Origin of the sequence: Pectobacterium carotovorum (genome assembly GCA_016415585.1) — a bacterium.
GTDB lineage: Bacteria > Pseudomonadota > Gammaproteobacteria > Enterobacterales > Enterobacteriaceae > Pectobacterium > Pectobacterium carotovorum_K.
In genome coordinates, this window is sequence record CP066552.1 from 2,450,394 (window position 1) to 2,467,734 (window position 17,341).

The 17,341-nt window shown below is 53.1% G+C and carries 11 protein-coding genes; 6 read left to right on the forward strand and 5 right to left on the reverse strand.

Annotation, left to right across the window (positions count from 1 at the left end; genetic code table 11):
• Window positions 1-17 precede the first annotated feature (17 nt).
• The 4 genes from narJ to JFY74_10830 all read right to left on the reverse strand — a co-directional run bounded on the left by narJ (window position 18) and on the right by JFY74_10830 (window position 8,176).
• Window positions 18-737, reverse strand: a complete 720-nt coding sequence (gene narJ, locus JFY74_10815; protein ID QQG26648.1) for a nitrate reductase molybdenum cofactor assembly chaperone — start codon at window positions 735-737, stop codon at window positions 18-20.
• On the reverse strand, window positions 730-2,310 hold the full coding sequence (narH, locus tag JFY74_10820) for a nitrate reductase subunit beta (protein ID QQG26649.1): 1,581 nt from the start codon (window positions 2,308-2,310) through the stop codon (window positions 730-732). Before narH ends, narJ begins: the two co-directional genes overlap by 8 nt.
• Complete coding sequence (locus JFY74_10825; GenBank protein QQG26650.1) at window positions 2,310-6,071, reverse strand: nitrate reductase subunit alpha; 3,762 nt, start codon at window positions 6,069-6,071, stop codon at window positions 2,310-2,312. Before JFY74_10825 ends, narH begins: the two co-directional genes overlap by 1 nt.
• A gap of 716 nt (window positions 6,072-6,787) precedes the next feature.
• A complete protein-coding gene (locus tag JFY74_10830; protein QQG26651.1) occupies window positions 6,788-8,176 on the reverse strand; it encodes a NarK family nitrate/nitrite MFS transporter in 1,389 nt (462 codons plus the stop codon).
• Window positions 8,177-8,512: 336 nt separating this feature from the next.
• Here JFY74_10830 and narX point away from each other — a divergent pair, with 336 nt between their 5' ends.
• The 4 genes from narX to JFY74_10850 all read left to right on the forward strand — a co-directional run bounded on the left by narX (window position 8,513) and on the right by JFY74_10850 (window position 13,873).
• Window positions 8,513-10,321: a nitrate/nitrite two-component system sensor histidine kinase NarX gene (gene narX, locus JFY74_10835; protein QQG30516.1), complete on the forward strand. Its 1,809-nt coding sequence runs from the start codon at window positions 8,513-8,515 to the stop codon at window positions 10,319-10,321.
• Window positions 10,314-10,964, forward strand: coding sequence for a two-component system response regulator NarL (gene narL / locus JFY74_10840; GenBank protein ID QQG26652.1), 651 nt, complete (start codon window positions 10,314-10,316; stop codon window positions 10,962-10,964). Before narX ends, narL begins: the two co-directional genes overlap by 8 nt.
• Before the next feature lie 291 nt (window positions 10,965-11,255).
• Complete coding sequence (locus JFY74_10845) at window positions 11,256-12,530, forward strand: acyltransferase (GenBank protein QQG26653.1); 1,275 nt, start codon at window positions 11,256-11,258, stop codon at window positions 12,528-12,530.
• A 302-nt stretch (window positions 12,531-12,832) separates the two neighbouring features.
• A complete protein-coding gene (locus tag JFY74_10850; protein ID QQG26654.1) occupies window positions 12,833-13,873 on the forward strand; it encodes a DUF481 domain-containing protein in 1,041 nt (346 codons plus the stop codon).
• 76 nt (window positions 13,874-13,949) lie between these two features.
• On the opposite strand, the gene JFY74_10855 is transcribed toward JFY74_10850, so the two are convergent.
• On the reverse strand, window positions 13,950-14,636 hold the full coding sequence (locus tag JFY74_10855) for a gamma-glutamylcyclotransferase (protein ID QQG26655.1): 687 nt from the start codon (window positions 14,634-14,636) through the stop codon (window positions 13,950-13,952).
• Between the two features lie 440 nt (window positions 14,637-15,076).
• On the opposite strand from JFY74_10855, the gene JFY74_10860 reads away from it, so the two are divergent.
• Window positions 15,077-15,880: a siderophore-interacting protein gene (locus JFY74_10860; protein QQG26656.1), complete on the forward strand. Its 804-nt coding sequence runs from the start codon at window positions 15,077-15,079 to the stop codon at window positions 15,878-15,880.
• A 329-nt stretch (window positions 15,881-16,209) separates the two neighbouring features.
• The gene (gene chaA / locus JFY74_10865; protein QQG26657.1) at window positions 16,210-17,310 is read left to right on the forward strand and encodes a sodium-potassium/proton antiporter ChaA; all 1,101 of its coding nucleotides are present in this window, start codon (window positions 16,210-16,212) and stop codon (window positions 17,308-17,310) included.
• The last annotated feature ends 31 nt before the right edge of the window (window positions 17,311-17,341 follow it).

Below are 17,341 nucleotides of genomic sequence, written 5' to 3' on the forward strand. Positions count from 1 at the left end.
GTTCGTGATTGCACTCATTAGCGTTGCCCTCCCGCCGATGTCGCGTCAAGATTCAGATATTGCGGCACCACCGCGCCAGCGAAGCGGCGTTGGTGTTGCGTTTGTTGGGCCGATGCGCAGCCTTCTTCGCCGAGGAACTTAACCTGTTCCTCTTCCCACACGGCATCCAGCGCCTGCGGCGTGTCGTCACGCGCTTCGTCAGCCACCTGATGTGTGACATCGTCACTTTTCAGGTCGCTACCGGACAACGCCAACAGCAGATCGAACAGCGTGGCATAGCTGCTGTCACGCTGCTGTAAACGCGCGCCAATCAACGCCAGAATCGGCGCGATGTCGAGTAAACCCGTGCGACTCTGCGCGGGCTCCAGACGAGACAGGTACTCAAGATACAGCGGCAGGTAGTCCGGCAGCTCACGGCAATCCAGCGCCAGACCGGCATCCTGATATTGCTGCATGAGATCGACCATCGCCTGACCACGATCGCGAGACTCACCGTGAACGTGTTCGAACAGCAGCAGCGAGGTCGCCCGACCGCGGTCAAACAGGCCGCTATACTCCGCCTGTTTGTCCAACAGATCCTGCGCGCACAGCGTGTTGATGAACTGCATGAGCTGATGACTCTCACGCAGCGGTAAAGCATCAGCCTGCTCTACCGCTTCGATCAACTCAGCCCGGTTTTCCCACAGCTCGCTATCGGGATAGTCCAGCAGGCGGGCAATAATCCGCAGGCTAATCATGGTTCGTCTCCCGCATGATTTTGCTGTTCATGTCACGCGTTTTGCTGCTGACATCGATGGCATCAATACGTTTGCTGTTGAACAGATTGAATTTGGTATCGCTACCGTGGCAACCATCGCCAAAGCTGAAGCCGCAGCCTTTGCTTTCTGGGAATGCTTCACGCGCCAGCTCACGATGGCTTGATGGAATCACGAAACGGTCTTCGTAGTTCGCAATCGCCAGATAGCGGTACATTTCCTGCGCCTGCGCTTCAGTCAGCCCAACCTGCTCCAGCGCGCTGGCATCAATTTTGCCTTCTACGGTTTCTGCACGTTTGTAGTGACGCATCGCCAGCATACGTTTCAGCGCCAGCAATACGGGCTCGGTATCGCCTGCGGTCAGCAGGTTCGCCAGATATTGCACCGGGATACGCAGGCTTTCGACGTCCGGCAATACGCCAGTGTGCGCCAATTGACCCGCATCCGCGGCAGACTGAATCGGTGACAACGGCGGCACGTACCACACCATCGGCAGCGTGCGGTATTCTGGGTGCAGCGGCAGCGCCAGCTTCCAGTCCATCGCCATTTTGTACACCGGCGACTGTTGTGCCGCTTCAATGACGCTGTTTGGAATGCCATCTTTCAGCGCTTGTTCAATGACTTTCGGGTCGTGCGGGTCAAGGAACACATTCAGTTGGCTCTGGTACAGATCTTTCTCGTTTTCCACAGAAGCCGCTTGCTCGATGCGGTCTGCATCATAGAGCAATACGCCCAGATAGCGGATACGTCCGACGCAGGTTTCTGAACAGAGTGTCGGTTGACCGCTTTCGATACGCGGGTAGCAGAAAATACATTTTTCTGATTTGCCGCTCTTCCAGTTGAAGTAGATCTTCTTGTACGGGCAACCGGTCAAACACATACGCCAGCCGCGACACTTGTCCTGATCGATCAGGACGATGCCGTCTTCGCCGCGTTTGTAGATCGCGCCGCTCGGACAGGTCGCCACACACGCTGGGTTCAGGCAGTGCTCGCACAGACGCGGCAAATACATCATGAACGTGTTTTCGAACTGGCCGTACATCTCTTTCTGCATTTCGTTGAAATGGACAGGATCGAAGTTCTTATCCTTGGAGCGTTTGCTGAATTCACCACCCAGATCGTCTTCCCAGTTCGGGCCGTTCTCGATTTTCTTCATCCGCTGACCGGTAATCAGCGAGCGCGGACGGGCGACAGGCTGATGCTTGCCTTCCGGCGCTTTACGCAGATTCTGGTAGTCGTAGTCGAACGGCTCATAGTAGTCGTCGATTTCCGGTACATCTGGGTTAGCAAAGATTTTGGACAACACGCTGATGCGGTTACCCATACGCGGTTCGAGCTTGCCGCTGATTTTACGGATCCAGCCGCCCTTCCATTTTTCCTGATCTTCCCAGGCATGGGGATAACCCACGCCCGGTTTGGTTTCGACGTTGTTGAACCAGGCGTATTCCATCCCTTCACGGCTGGTCCAGACGTTTTTACAGCTAACGGAGCAGGTGTGACAGCCGATGCATTTGTCCAGATTCAGCACCATGCCCACTTGTGAACGAATTTTCATCAGGCTTTCTCCTGCTGTACCGCTTTCTGTACATAGTCCTGGCCTTCATCATCCAGCCAGTCGATGCGTTTCATTTTACGAACCACGACGAACTCATCACGGTTTGACCCGACGGTGCCGTAGTAGTTAAAGCCATAAGCCAATTGGGCATAGCCGCCGATCATATGGGTCGGTTTCGGCGTGATACGGGTTACCGAGTTGTGAATACCGCCGCGCTGCTGGGTAATTTCCGATCCCGGCAGGTTAATAATGCGTTCCTGCGCGTGGTACATCATGGTCATTCCCGCTGGCACACGCTGGCTGATAACCGCACGCGCCGTCAGCGCACCGTTGGCGTTAAACGCTTCTACCCAGTCGTTATCCGCAATACCCAAATCGCTGGCATCGTCTTCGCTCAGCCAGATAATCGGACCACCGCGACCCAGCGTCAGCATCAACAGGTTGTCGCTATACGTGGAGTGAATGCCCCATTTCTGGTGCGGCGTCAGGAAGTTCAGTGGTTTTTCCGGGTTGCCGTTAGGCTTCTTATTCATCACCGGCTCAGCCGCACGGGTATCAACCGGCGGACGGTATACCAACAGGCTTTCACCGAAGGCACGCATCCACTCATGGTCTTGATACAGCTGTTGGCGGCCAGACAGCGTACGCCACGGAATCAGCTCATGAACGTTGGTATAACAGGCGTTATAGGAAACGTGTTCGTCTTCCAAACCAGACCAGGTCGGGCTGGAGATGATCTTGCGCGGCTGCGCCTGAATATCGCGGAAGCGAATTTTCTCGTCTTCTTTATTCAGTGCCAGATGCGTGTGGTCACGACCGGTGAATTTGCTCAGCGCTTCCCACGCCTTCACGGCCACCTGACCATTGGTTTCCGGGGCCAGAGACAGAATCACTTCTGCCGCATCGATCGCCGTTTCAATCTTCGGACGACCTGCCGCCGCACCGTCAGCCTTGGTGTAGTTCAGTTTTTTCAGGAAATCGACTTCGGTCTGTGTGTTCCAACCGATGCCTTTACCGCCGTTGCCCAGCTTGTCCATCAACGGACCAAGCGAGGTGAAACGCTCGTACAGGTTCGGGTAATCGCGCTCCACCATCATCAGGTGGGGTGCAGTTTTGCCCGGAATCAAATCGCATTCGCCTTTTTTCCAGTCATCCACGCCGAACGGCTGCGCCATTTCTGCTGGGGAATCGTGTTGGATTGGCAAGGTAACCAGATCGGTTTCCTGACCAAGGTGTCCCTGACAGACGCGGGAGAAGGTTTTCGCGATACCTTTGTAGATTTCCCAGTCGCTTTTGGAATCCCACGCCGGATCGACAGCCGCAGACAACGGGTGAATAAACGGATGCATATCCGAGGTATTCATGTCGTCTTTTTCGTACCAGGTTGCCGTTGGCAGGACGATGTCGGAATACAGGCAGGTGCTGGACATACGGAAATCAAGCGTCACCACCAGATCCAGTTTGCCTTCAACGCCTTGATCGCGCCATTCCACTTCTTCCGGCTTCACGCTGCCCGCCGTGCCCAAATCTTGCCCTTGAATACCGTGCTCCGTACCCAGAAGGTACTTCAGCATGTATTCGTGGCCTTTACCGGAGGAACCCAGCAGGTTAGAACGCCAGATGAACAGGTTGCGCGGGTAGTTTTGCGGGCTATCTGGCTGTTCAGCGGCAAATTTGATTTCGCCTGATTTCAACGCGGCAACGGTATATTCCTGCGGCGTGACACCGGCGGCACGCGCTTTTTCTGCGATATCCAGCGGGTTAACGTTCAACTGCGGTGCAGATGGCAGCCAGCCCATACGTTCGGCACGCACGTTGAAGTCAATCATGCTGCCAGTAAAGCGGGATTTATCCGCCAGCGGTGACAGCAATTCCTGCGGCGCGACGGTTTCATAACGCCACTGGCTGGAATGGTTATAGAAGAACGACGTACTGTTCATGTGACGAGGCGGACGCTGCCAGTCCAGGCCAAACGCCAACGGCGTCCAACCGGTTTGCGGACGCAGTTTTTCTTGTCCGACGTAGTGCGCCCAACCGCCACCGCTCTGACCGACACAGCCGCAGAAGACCAGCATGTTGATGATGCCGCGGTAGTTCATGTCCATGTGATACCAGTGGTTGATACCGGCACCGACGATGATCATGGAACGACCGTGCGTTTTATCGGCGTTATCCGCAAATTCACGCGCAATGCGGATGATGTTCTGACGAGAAACGCCCGTAATTTTCTCAGCCCAGGCTGGGCTGTACGCTTTCACATCGTCGTAATCGCGCGCGCAGTTGTCGTCGCCCAGACCACGATCCAGGCCGTAGTTCGCCATTGTCAGGTCATACACGCAGGCAACCAGCGCTTCGCTACCGTCAGCCAGCGTCAGGCGCTTAACCGGCAGTTTGTGCAGCAGGATTTCTTCTAGCGCAACGTTGTTGAAATGTTCGCTGACCGCGCCGCCAAAATACGGGAAGCCGACATCAACCACATCGTCGTGCGACCCCAACAGGCTCAAGCGCAGCTTCACTTCTTCTCCGCTCACGCCGTCGCGTTGTTCCAGGTTCCATTTGCCCTGATCGCCCCAACGGTAGCCGATCGACCCTTGCGGAGCCGTCAGGTTGCCGCTTTCATCGTCAATCGCGATGGTTTTCCACTGCGGGTTGTTGTCTTGGCCGAGGTTGTCCACCAGATCGGAGGCACGCAGCATACGACCCGCCGCGTAGTAGCCATCTTCACGCGGCTCCAGCAGCACCAGCATCGGTAAGTCCGTGTATTGACGAACGTACTCGCTGAAATACTGGCTCGGTTTGTCGAGGTGGAACTCTTTCAGAATAACGTGGCCCATTGCCAGCGCCATGGCGCTGTCGGTACCTTGTTTCGGGTTCAGCCAGTGGTCGCACAGCTTGGCGATTTCAGCGTAGTCCGGCGTGACCGCAACGGTTTTGGTGCCTTTGTAGCGAACTTCCGTAAAGAAGTGGGCATCTGGCGTACGGGTTTGCGGAACGTTAGAGCCCCAGGCAATGATGTAAGAGGAGTTATACCAGTCTGCCGATTCCGGTACGTCAGTCTGCTCACCCCAGGTCATGGGTGACGCCGGTGGTAAGTCACAGTACCAGTCGTAGAAGCTCAGACACACGCCGCCGAGCAGAGAAAGGTAACGCGCACCCGCCGCGTAGGACACCATCGACATTGCAGGAATCGGTGAGAAACCGATCACGCGGTCTGGGCCATAGGTTTTGGCGGTGTAAACGTTAGAGGCAGCAATCAGCTCGTTAACTTCGTTCCAGTCAGAACGAACGAAACCACCACGGCCGCGAATTTGTTTGTAGTATTGGGTTTTTTCGGGGTCATTGACGATGGACGCCCAGGCATCAACCGGATCGCTGTGCGTCAGTTTCGCTTCACGCCACAGTTTCATCAGGCGCTTACGCATCATCGGGTATTTCAGGCGGTTAGCGCTGTAGAGATACCAGGAATAGCTGGCACCGCGCGGGCAGCCGCGAGGTTCATGGTTAGGCAGGTCCGGGCGGGTACGCGGGTAGTCAGTCTGCTGCGTTTCCCACGTTACCAGACCGTTTTTCACATAAATCTTCCAACTGCATGAACCGGTACAGTTTACCCCGTGGGTAGAACGTACGATTTTGTCATGCTGCCAGCGACTGCGATAGCCGTCTTCCCAGTCACGATTGGTATTGAGGGTCTGGCCATGACCATCAGAAAACGGTTCGGCCAGTTGTTTGAAGTAACGTAACCGGTCAAGGAATTTGCTCATCCGGACTCTCCTGCTGCGAAGCCTGCTGGCCCCTGTCGTTATGAAATGCTCGTAGCAGACATCTGTTTTTGCTTACGACACATCGCTCAAGTTGGCGCTAGGGTATCCAGCAACCGCGTTGCCAAACTTGATAACGATCAAGAGTGTCACCCTGTGAAAAACGGAGTACACCGCCAACTACCACCAAAGAATTATTATGAAAAAATTACGTAATTAAATGATTTTAAAAGATAAAAATAAAACCATTCGTTTTGTGCTTATACTGAATTCATACACACGACTATTTAGAGGTAGTAGTCGGGAGGCGACGAAAAATTGCTCGAACAAGAGAGATGACATATGGACGTTTTAGTATGGGGATAAGCCCCAAGATCACAGAATGTTCTGTCCTTATTTTTTCCGGCGTAAGAATTGTGCTGAGGTGAGCGTGACTGCCGGGTGAGCCGCATGGAAGCGGCGAAAATCCGTGCCACGTCGGGAACGCGTCACGGGTGGCCCGAATAGCAGTCACGAACGCCGAAGGTATCGCGTAGCGACACAATTAGCGCCAACAAGCCAGAGGTCAAGGAGCGCGGCAATTGAGCGCTCTTTGTCGGGCGCACGCTATGGAGTAGCATGAAAATAACAGTGTTAATAGCGCACGAAACCGCCTCTTAGCCGGCATAAAAATGTAGCTAGGAGGCAGTTGGGAGGAATGAAGCAAGTCAACTCAACGCTTAGCGTTGCTTTCTGGCATAGAACAGCCAAGTCACCAATACGCACACGACGTAGCACACCACAAACACCTTCATCGCACCGGTGGGTGAACCCGTTAACTCAAGCGACATTCCGAAGGCCTGAGGAATGAAGAAGCCGCCGATAGCACCAATGGCTGAGATAAAGCCCAGCGCTGCTGCGGTATCCGTGGCGGCCGCACGCTGCGCATCCGCATCACTTCCACCCTGTGTTTTCACGCGATCTGCCGTTAATTTACGGAAAATCACGGCGATCATTTGGAACGTGGACCCGCTACCCAGACCGGCCGTCAGGAACAGCATCATGAAAATGCCAAAGAACATTCCGAATGAACCCGCAGAGTTCGCACTCGGCAGAGACAGGAACAACAGCACCGAGAACATCGTCATCAGGATGAAGTTAATCAGCGTAACTTTTACACCGCCAAAGCGGTCAGACAGCATTCCGCCAACCGGACGCGCCAACGCCCCCAGCAGCGGCCCAAAGAACGCATAGTACAGAATCACGATGTCTGGGAACTGCGTTCTGGACAGCATGCCGAAGCCTGCCGAAAAACCGATAAATGAGCCAAATGTGGACAGATACAGGAAGCTGAGTACCCACAGGTGCATTTGCTTCAAAACCGGCAACTGCTTGCGTATCGACGCATTGGCCGTCGACAGATCGTTCATACCAAACCAGGCAGCGGTTGCAGCAATAACCAAAAATGGTACCCACATCCAGGCGGCATGATGCAGCCAAATCTGGTTGCCATCAGGTTGCACAACGCCATTGCCAGAGAATCCCAGAATCGGCAGGAAAATCACCACTGGCACCAGCAACTGCATCACGCTCACGCCGAGGTTGCCCAGTCCGCCGTTAATGCCTAACGCACTGCCCTGACGTGATTTTGGGAAGAAGAAGCTGATGTTCGCCATGCTGGACGCGAAATTAGCGCCCGCGAAGCCACACATCAGAGAAATTGTGACGAAAACGCTGTAAGGCGTCTGCGGATTTTGTACGGCAAACCCGAGCCAGATACACGGGATAACCAGAATGATGGTACTTAACGTCGTCCAACGGCGACCGCCAACCATGGGGATAACGAAGGAGTAAGGGACGCGCAACAGCGCGCCGGAGACGGAAGGCAGCGCAGTAAGCAAAAATAACTGGTCTGTGGTAAAACTAAATCCGACCTTGTTTAGGTTAACGGCTACGGTACTGAAAATCATCCAGACACAAAACGACAACAGCAGGCAGGGTACAGAGATCCAAAGATTACGCTGTGCTATCCGTTGTCCGCCAGATTGCCAGAATTTTGTATCTTCAGGATTCCATTCCCTTATCAGCGTGCTTTGCGATACTTTTTCGGGTGATGAAGGCTGCGTCATAAAAACCTCGATAAATAAAAACGCGGTAGAATTAAGGCGCAACATTAGGGATTACACCGCAGGTAAAGTTGATGCAAATCAACGCACTGTCAGGTAAAAAAACCGAATAAAAATAACCACACTCCTTAATGAGTAATAAAAATAGAAAAATAAGCAACGATAATTCAAGCTGTTATATCTCTATTTTTTCTTACTGTCATATCCCCTTTCATGGCATGGATATTCGGTGGTACTCACTAGTGGGTATGGGGTTATCATGTAGGATCGGGAAAAATGCCAAAAGGGTTATCCTTCTCGGTACTGGTTTTCTACTCCTCCAGCAGAGGTCGCTTTATTATGTTGAAACGTTTCCTGCTGCCGCTGTCGCTCGTCAATCAGGTTGCCTTATTGATGCTGCTACTCGGTTTGCTGGGTATTGCAGGTATGTCGGTTTCCAGTTGGATGTCTCAAAGCATCCAAGGGAACGCGCACGCCATTAATAAAGCGGGTTCGCTGCGTATGCAGAGTTACCGCCTGCTCTCGATGGTGCCGCTCTCTGTCGAGAATGAAATTTACCTGCGAGAACTGGAAGAAGACGAAATCAGCAGTGACCTACAGCAGGCAGTACGACGGGAAGGGCTCAGCGAACAATTCACTGAACTGCGCGTTTTCTGGCTGGAAAACCTGCAACCGCATTTGCGGCAGGCAACGCACTCCGCGGATGCCTCAGCGGATGTCGCCCGCTTCGTGAAACAGCTCGACGATCTGGTTTCCGCCATCGATCATAAAACCGAACAGCGGTTGAGGATGGTCACGCTGGTGCAGCGCATCTTCATCGGTATCATGTTTATTCTGCTGGTCACGACGTTCTTTTACCTGCGTCGCCGCCTGTTGGGGCCGTGGCGACGTCTGGTTGCAATGGGACAAGCTATCGGGCAAGGCGATTTCACCCAGCGCGTTGCCATCAACGGCCATGATGAAATGAGCACGCTGGGACAGGTGCTGAACAGCATGTCGGATGAACTTTCCGCCATGTACCACAGCCTGGAACTGCGCGTCGCCGAGAAAACAGCCGACCTGCAACAGAAAAACGATCTGCTTTCTTTCCTTTATCGCGCCAGTCGACGCCTGCATACCGGGGCACCGCTGTGTAGCCGACTGATGCCGATCCTGAACGAACTGCCGTCTCTGACCCCGCTGCGCAATATTCAACTGCGGCTGTATGAAGATAATAATCAGGAACAATTTCACCAGTTTAGCGATAGTAGCCAGTCGCAGCCGGATCACTGCCCGGATAACAGCTGTCAGAGCTGCGGTATGCAGGCAAAGCGAGAAGAACTGCCGGGCGAGTCTCACTGCTGGGATCTGCACGATAAACACGGGCAATATGGCGTCGTGTTAGCCACACTGCCGGGCAACACCGTGCTGAGCCGCGATCAGAATCAGTTACTGAATACCTTACTGGAGCAGTTGACCAGCACGCTGGCGCTGGAGCGTCAATCGAACCATCAGCAGCAGTTGATGCTCATGGAAGAACGCGCCACGATTGCCCGCGAACTGCACGACTCTATCGCCCAGTCCCTCTCCTGCCTGAAAATTCAGGTAAGCTGCCTGCAAATGCAGGGCGGCGATTTGCCACCCGCGTCGCAGCAGTTGCTGACGGAAATGCGGGAAGAGTTGAATACTGCCTATCGCCAACTACGTGAGCTGCTGACGACGTTCCGGCTGAAACTGTCGGAATCCGGTTTACTTGCCGCGCTGCAGGCGTCGGTCGATGAATTCAGCAAGCGGCTTGGGTACCCTATCGAATTACATTACCGCCTGCCGCCGCAGTCGGTCTCCGCTCATCAAGGCATTCACGTCCTGCAAATTGTGCGTGAAGCGCTGAGCAATATTTATAAACACGCGCAGGCCACACAGGTCGATATCACGCTGCAACTGCGTCAGGGCTACATCGAACTCAGCGTAGCCGACAATGGCATCGGTATCCCTGATGATGCCAGTCGCGCCAACCACTATGGACTTATTATCATGCGCGACCGTGCACGGGGTTTGCACGGCGAATGCATTGTTCGACGCCGGCCGTCGGGGGGCACTGAAGTCAATGTCAACTTCCTCTCCGAATACCGTCACTGGCTGCCATTAACAGGAGAAACTCATGATTAACGAAGATGCCGCCACCCTACTGCTGATTGACGACCATCCCATGTTGCGGAATGGTGTTAAGCAACTCATCAGCATGGACCCAGAATTACAGGTGGCCGGTGAAGCCAGTCACGGCGAACAGGGCGTCGAGCTAGCGGAACAGCTGGACCCGGATTTGATTCTGCTCGATTTGAACATGCCCGGCATGAATGGCTTGGAAACCTTGAATCGTCTGCGGGAAAAATCGCTGTCTGGCCGCATTGTCGTCTTTAGCGTATCCAACCATGAAGACGATGTGGTCAATGCCTTGAAAAATGGTGCCGATGGTTACCTGCTGAAAGATATGGAGCCGGAAGATTTACTGGCTGCGCTTCATCAGGCTGCGTCAGGGAAAATGGTGCTGAGTGAAACATTGACGCCAATTCTGGCCGCCAGCCTGCGCGAAAGCCGCCACAGCAGTGACCGAGACATTCAACTGCTCACGCCGCGCGAACGCGATATTCTGAAGCTGCTAGCCCAGGGGTTGTCCAATAAAGTGATCGCCCGCAAGCTCACGATTACCGAAAGTACCGTTAAGGTTCACGTCAAACACTTGTTGAAAAAAATGAAGTTAAAATCACGGGTTGAAGCGGCTGTCTGGGTATTACAAGAAAAAGTGATTTAATTACATCGTCACAAGATACCGCGATTGTCAGCGGTACGGGTAAGGTGCTCTGGCGCCCTTCTGTCCAAGATTATCCTCGCGTGAGCGAGGATGCCGCCGTAGTTAATGAAAACAGCGCTGATGAAAATAATTGTTGTAAATACCACCAAACACCCCGCCAAATCTAAACGATTGCTAAACAACACCAGCATTTATAGCCATTATCCTAATTAATGTGACGTTGCTCTCGTCTAAACTAGACCGTAATCGCATTTTTCGGCTTTTACACCGAGTTTAACGTTGAGGAACAACATGAAAAAGGTCAGTAAGGAGCGGTTTATCGGTCTGGAATGGTTACGATTTTTGCTCGGCTGCTACGTGATGATTTATCACACAGTCCACGTATACCCACAGCGTGAACGCATTCCGTTCTTGAGCGAACTCACCAGCATGGGGTTCTTCGCGACCAGCACGTTCTTTGTCCTGTCTGGCTTTTTGCTCGCGCATGTCTATATCAAAGACGGACGTCTGCGTGAACCTGTTCGCCAGTTCTGGGCCAAACGCTTCTTTAATCTTTATCCCATCCATATCATTGCTCTGCTGTCGTCGATTGCCGTTGTCACGCTGATGCAGTGGCTGGCCGTGCCGCCGGAAGGACAAGTTGCCAGCGCGCGTTTCGTCATTTATGACACCAACGATCCCGCAACTGACCCCGAAACGCTGCGACATTACATGACGAATGCACAACTGGCGTTCAACGGGTTATTGCAGGTACTGATGTTGCAGGCATGGAACCCCTACTTCCTGACGTTCAATGCCCCGTTATGGTCGCTTTCTACACTGTTCTTTTTCTATCTGGCATTCCCACTGCTGGCTCCACGTCTGTTGAATAGTCGTCATCCGTGGTTGTGGATGGGGATAGTCTGCTTGCTATATCTCCTGCCGCCGATTTGGGTGATCTGGCAACAGCAGTTCGGTATGCCGTACACCGGGCTGTTGCAGCGTGGGCCGATCTTCCGCCTGCCGGAATTCCTGGCCGGGATATTGGGCTATGCGCTGTTCCGCCATTATCGTCAGAAAGAACGCTCACCGCTGACCAAAGGCCAGCGCTACGCACTCGCCCTCTTTATCGGTGTGAATTTCCTTGTCGCTACCTGGCTGTTCACAAAAGGCGAAGCCTATTGGTACTTCTTGCTGCACAACGGCTTGCTTCTGCCGGCTCAGGTCGGTCTGGTTTGTCTCAGTGCGCTGGCACGTGAGCCTAACAGTGAATGGCTGCGGCACTGGTCGCCCCGACTGGGAGCAGCCTCGCTGTCTATCTTTGCGCTACACGTTCCGCTCTTTAATCTGTTCCGTACGCTGGAACAGTTGGTGCGCGGTAATCCGATGGCTTGCTTCAGCGATTGGGATCAGTGCATTACCGCAGCAGGTCAGGTGCAGCTGTCCATAACGGGCTATGTCATTTTCCTGCTCAGCACCGTGACGCTTTGTGTTCTCTTCCAGGAACGGATCGTGTTCCGCGTAAGGACGTTCCTGACCGCGCGTTTCCTGAGCAACAACACTTCCCGCACGCAGCGCACCGCATAGCGTCATCTATCGCTCACGCTCTCTGACCTGAAACAAGCAGGGTCAGAGAGCCTCATACCCGCACGACTCATCCCCTTTCCGCTAGCCAAAAATGTGACAGATATCGCGTTATAGCTGTTAATCATCAATAGCCACTTTTATAACTATTTACATTCTAATCAATTTTCGTTTTCGGGTAGAGCATCACTACGATTCCTGTTAATGTTTGCCGTTCCGGACTAAACCGGTTCGTTATCATCGGCTGTACGTCTTTGTCTTTGACGGACATCTCAATACCTGTCACTACGGTTTACTTGGCAATAATGACACTATCCAAACATGCAATCTCTTCCCTCAGCTTGGTTGTCGCCCTCTCTGCTGGCATTACACAGAGCCGCGCTGACACCATTTGGCTGACCAACGGCGACCAGCTCACAGGGAAAATCACGCTGCTTGACGGCGGTAAACTCTTTATCAACACCGATTATGCTGGCTCTATTTCTGTAGCCTGGGATAAGGTGAAAACCTTTGAATCCGACCATGGTCTGGTGATTCAAGGCGAACGCTACGAAAAAGGCGTGCTGTATCCGACGATCAAAGCGGGCGAAAACCGCGCCATCGTCGCGAATCCATCGCTGGCTAACGAAGCCGCTGGCCCACAAACCTTGCCACTTTCCGAAATCACGTCCATCGTCGCGCAGAAGCCACTGGTGACCGATTTAGCCTGGAAAGGCAACATTGACGCTGGCATGTCGCACAAGAAAAGTTCGACAGAAACCGACAACTACGATGTGACGCTGAATACCAAAGCGCGTCACGATACGTGGCGACACAATCTTGATGCCAGTTACCATTTGGCGAAAGAGGATAAAGTCGAGAGTACCAAGAATGCGGCTGGCGAATATGCGCTGGATAAATTCGTGGATGAGAACTGGTTCTGGCAGGGTCGTTATCAGTACAAACGCGACTGGATTGAAAGCATTAAAATCAACCGTTCCTTCGGTCTCGGTCCCGGTTATCAGTTCTGGGATAACGACTTAGGCGCGTTCTCTCTGACTTCACTCGTCAACTCCCAAACTTTCGTGTACCGCGATCAGGGTGATGATGACTTCTACTCTGGCGGCATAAAGTGGGCGTACAACCGCTATATGTTCAGCAAATCGGTTGAAGCATTCACCAACGGTGAATTGGGGCGCTCATTTGACGGCACTGCACCAATCTACCTGAGGGCGGATGCAGGCCTGCGCTTCAAGCTGACCGACTGGTCTTCTATGACGATGAAAGTGTCACGTACCCGTATCGAAAATAATCAGGGGAATGTTGACGACACGCTGTACACCATGGGTGTTGGCGTCGGCTGGTAATTCGGTCGCTTCATACGTCTCAGGGTGAACGGCGACCCGTCGTTCACCTCAACGCTCACGCTCGTCGGGCGCGCCGTTATTGCCCGTTCCCTGCCGCCGCAGAACACGACTGTTGCAGGATACGCACCCGCTGCGCCAGTTCGCTCACGCTTTCGTCTTCCGTTCCGTGATTCTTCAGCTCTTGCTCGAGTGCAAACAGATATTGCGCATTGGTGCCGAGTGGACCGCTCGCGCGCGCAATCAGCGGGGCAACGCTCTGAATGCAGGTATCATTTTCGTTGAGGGGATGTTCCGGTTCGGAAACAAACACCAGCGCTGTCAGCGGTGCACCGTTCTTGCGATGCAGTTCGCACCAGAGCGGACGATAGCATCCCGTCAGCATTTCACGCTTCCACAACAGCTCCAGATCTTCACGCAATGAGGTTTCCGGCAGTCGGAAAGCCAACCCCGTCGTTTGCCCACCGGGCTTCAGCGCCAGCATCCGCCCCGGCTGCGTTACCGTGCCGCGACCGATGGTCAGGCGCAGACAAAAGGCACGCTGCCACCCTGCCAACGTGGCCAGACAGGTTTCTTCGGCGTCAAAAACCGGATTCCACATAAGCGAACCGTAGCCAAATACCCAGACAGGACAGCTATTTGGCCGGAGCGCCAGCGTCCTGTCCAACGAGTCAGCCCGCTGTTGCGGGGTGAGCAGTAAGGTTTCTTCAATACAACCAAAAGACGTTCTACAATCTGCTTTCTGCAAAAAATCGCGTGTTAACACTACTGACTACCCCCAACCTTACTCTTTTGCTGCTCGTCAGATCGGCTCTCGCCCTGCGTGTAAAAACCTAACTGCTTCATCTGCTTAATTTTACAACACTATCAACCCTGAGGTTATTCATTTATGGCTTTGCGATCAAGTTTGATACTAGTCACAAAAACTGAAAAAGTTCGTGATAATGTTTCAGTCACACAAGATTCAGCTTTTATATCAACTAATCGGCAACTCGCCGTCAGACTTGACGTATTCCTGATACAAACCTCATTTTTGTGACGTCAGGAACCTGACGAAAGCCGTATGCTTGACGTGAAAGCTCTCGACTTCAATAAAAAGTATCCACTACGACAAGAATAATAACGGGCAGACATCAAATGATAATAATTATCATCTCGTGTTATTATCATCCTTAATTTGGAATCGACTATCCACGGAGACACTGAATGGCAACGCCGCGTCAGCCTGTTTTAGTTCAGGTTAAACACATCCACGATATTTCCCCTCATTTACGCTGCATTACGTTCCATCACGACGCGTTGCGCGATTATCCGACCGAGCGATACGGTGCACACATCAAGCTCTTTTTGCCTCAGGCAGGACAGCAAAAACCGGCTCTGCCCGCAATTGGCGAACGCGGCCCGATCTGGCCAGAAGGCGAAGCCCGCCCCATCGTTCGCACCTATAGCGTCCGTGCCCTGCGCCCGGAAGAGGCGGAACTGGATATGGTTTTCGCGCTGCATGAACACGCCGGGCCTGCCGTCACCTTTGCCCGTCAGGCAAAGCCCGGCGACTGGGTCGGTATTTCACAACCCGGCGGCCCACTTCCGATGCTGCCGCCAGCGGCCGCTTATTATCTGGCCGCTGATCCGTCATCGTTCCCTGCGCTCATGGCGCTGCTGGAGAACCTGCCTGATGACGCCACGGGACATGCGGTAATCCGTGTCGACAGCGAGGCTGATAAACTTGATATCGCTAAACCAGCACAGCTTCAGCTACATTGGATTATCGGCGGAACGGACGTGACCGATGTATTTTTGCAGCAGTTTCAGTCACTTCCGTCGGCTGAAAATGCGTTTTACTGGTTAGCGGGTGAGGATCGTATCGTAGTTCAGCTTCGTCGCCACGTGCGTCGCGAACGCGGGTGTGAACGAAATCAGATGTATGCCGTGCCTTATTGGCGAGAAGGGTTAAATGAAGAGGATTATCATCATAAACGTCACGATATCATGGATAATCCTGACGAATAACCACAAAAAATACATTTGATATTATCATGATAGGGAGAAGACACGCAGATTCTCCCCTTTTCATGTGAATTTAAGCGCAAAGCGTAAAAATCCGTAAAACATCCCGCACCAACATGACAATCTGTTATCATATTGTTCGTTTTATTACGTTATAACTACTTTTTAGTAACCTTTTGCTGTTTATTGTTGTTCTACGTCTTTAATAAAGGGGTTTGCGACCTCAATAAATTGCTTTATGCCCTAAATAGTTTGAGCTGCCAGTAGGCGGGCTTGAAATATGACGGGGATATTTTGCCGTATCATTCCTCTGGATAAGGAGAACTCCCGCAATGAAGTCTCATGCTGAGGTGGTCAAAACTCGCCATCACGAATACTCACTCATTTTTCCGGTTATTGCGCTGGCCGTGCTCTACATGTGGGGCACTTCACAAAATTTTGTCGCCATTCTTGGCATCAACGCCATCGCGCTAGCCGGGATACTGTTCAGCGCCTTCAGCGTAGTACGCCACGCCGACGTACTCGCACACCGTCTGGGTGAACCCTACGGTTCATTGATCCTCAGCCTGTCCGTCGTCATTCTGGAAGTCAGCCTGATTTCTGCGCTGATGGCAACCGGTGACGCGGGTCCGGATCTGATGCGTGACACCCTCTATTCCATTATCGTGATTGTCACTGGCGGTCTGGTCGGTTTCGCTCTCTTACTCGGCGGCCGTAAATTCGCCACACAGTACGTCAACCTCAGCGGCATCAAGCAGTACCTGATGGCGATCTTCCCATTGGCCGTGATTGTGCTGGTTTTCCCCAGCGCCTTGCCCGGTGGTAATTTTAGCGTAGCGCAATCGCTCATTGTTGCCGCTATTTCTGCGGCGATGTACGGCGTGTTCCTGTTGATTCAAACGCGCACGCACCAAAGCCTGTTTGTGTATGAGCATGAAGACGAAGGGGACGGTGACGATCCACACCACGGTAAACCGTCCGCGCACAGTTCACTGTGGCACACTGCCTGGCTGCTGGTTCACCTGGTTGCTGTTATCGCGGTCACCAAGACGAACTCCATGCCGCTGGAAACGCTGCTGACAGAAATGAACGCGCCGACGCAGTTTACGGGCTTCCTGGTCGCGTTATTAATCCTCTCTCCTGAAGGGCTGGGAGCGATTCGCGCCGTTCTGAAAAATCAGGTGCAGCGCGCCATGAACCTGTTTTTCGGTTCCGTGCTGGCAACCATTTCACTGACGGTCCCTACCGTTACGATCATCGCCATGTTGACCGGTCGCACGCTGAATTTCGGTTTGGATATGCCACACATTGTGGTGATGCTGTCGGTACTGGTGCTGTGCCACATTACGTTCTCTACCGGTAGAACCAATGTGTTGAGCGGCAGCGCGCATCTGGCGCTCTTTGCCGCCTATCTGATCACCATCACGCTATAATTCCCCTGCCGACGCGGTTTTCGCCGCGTCG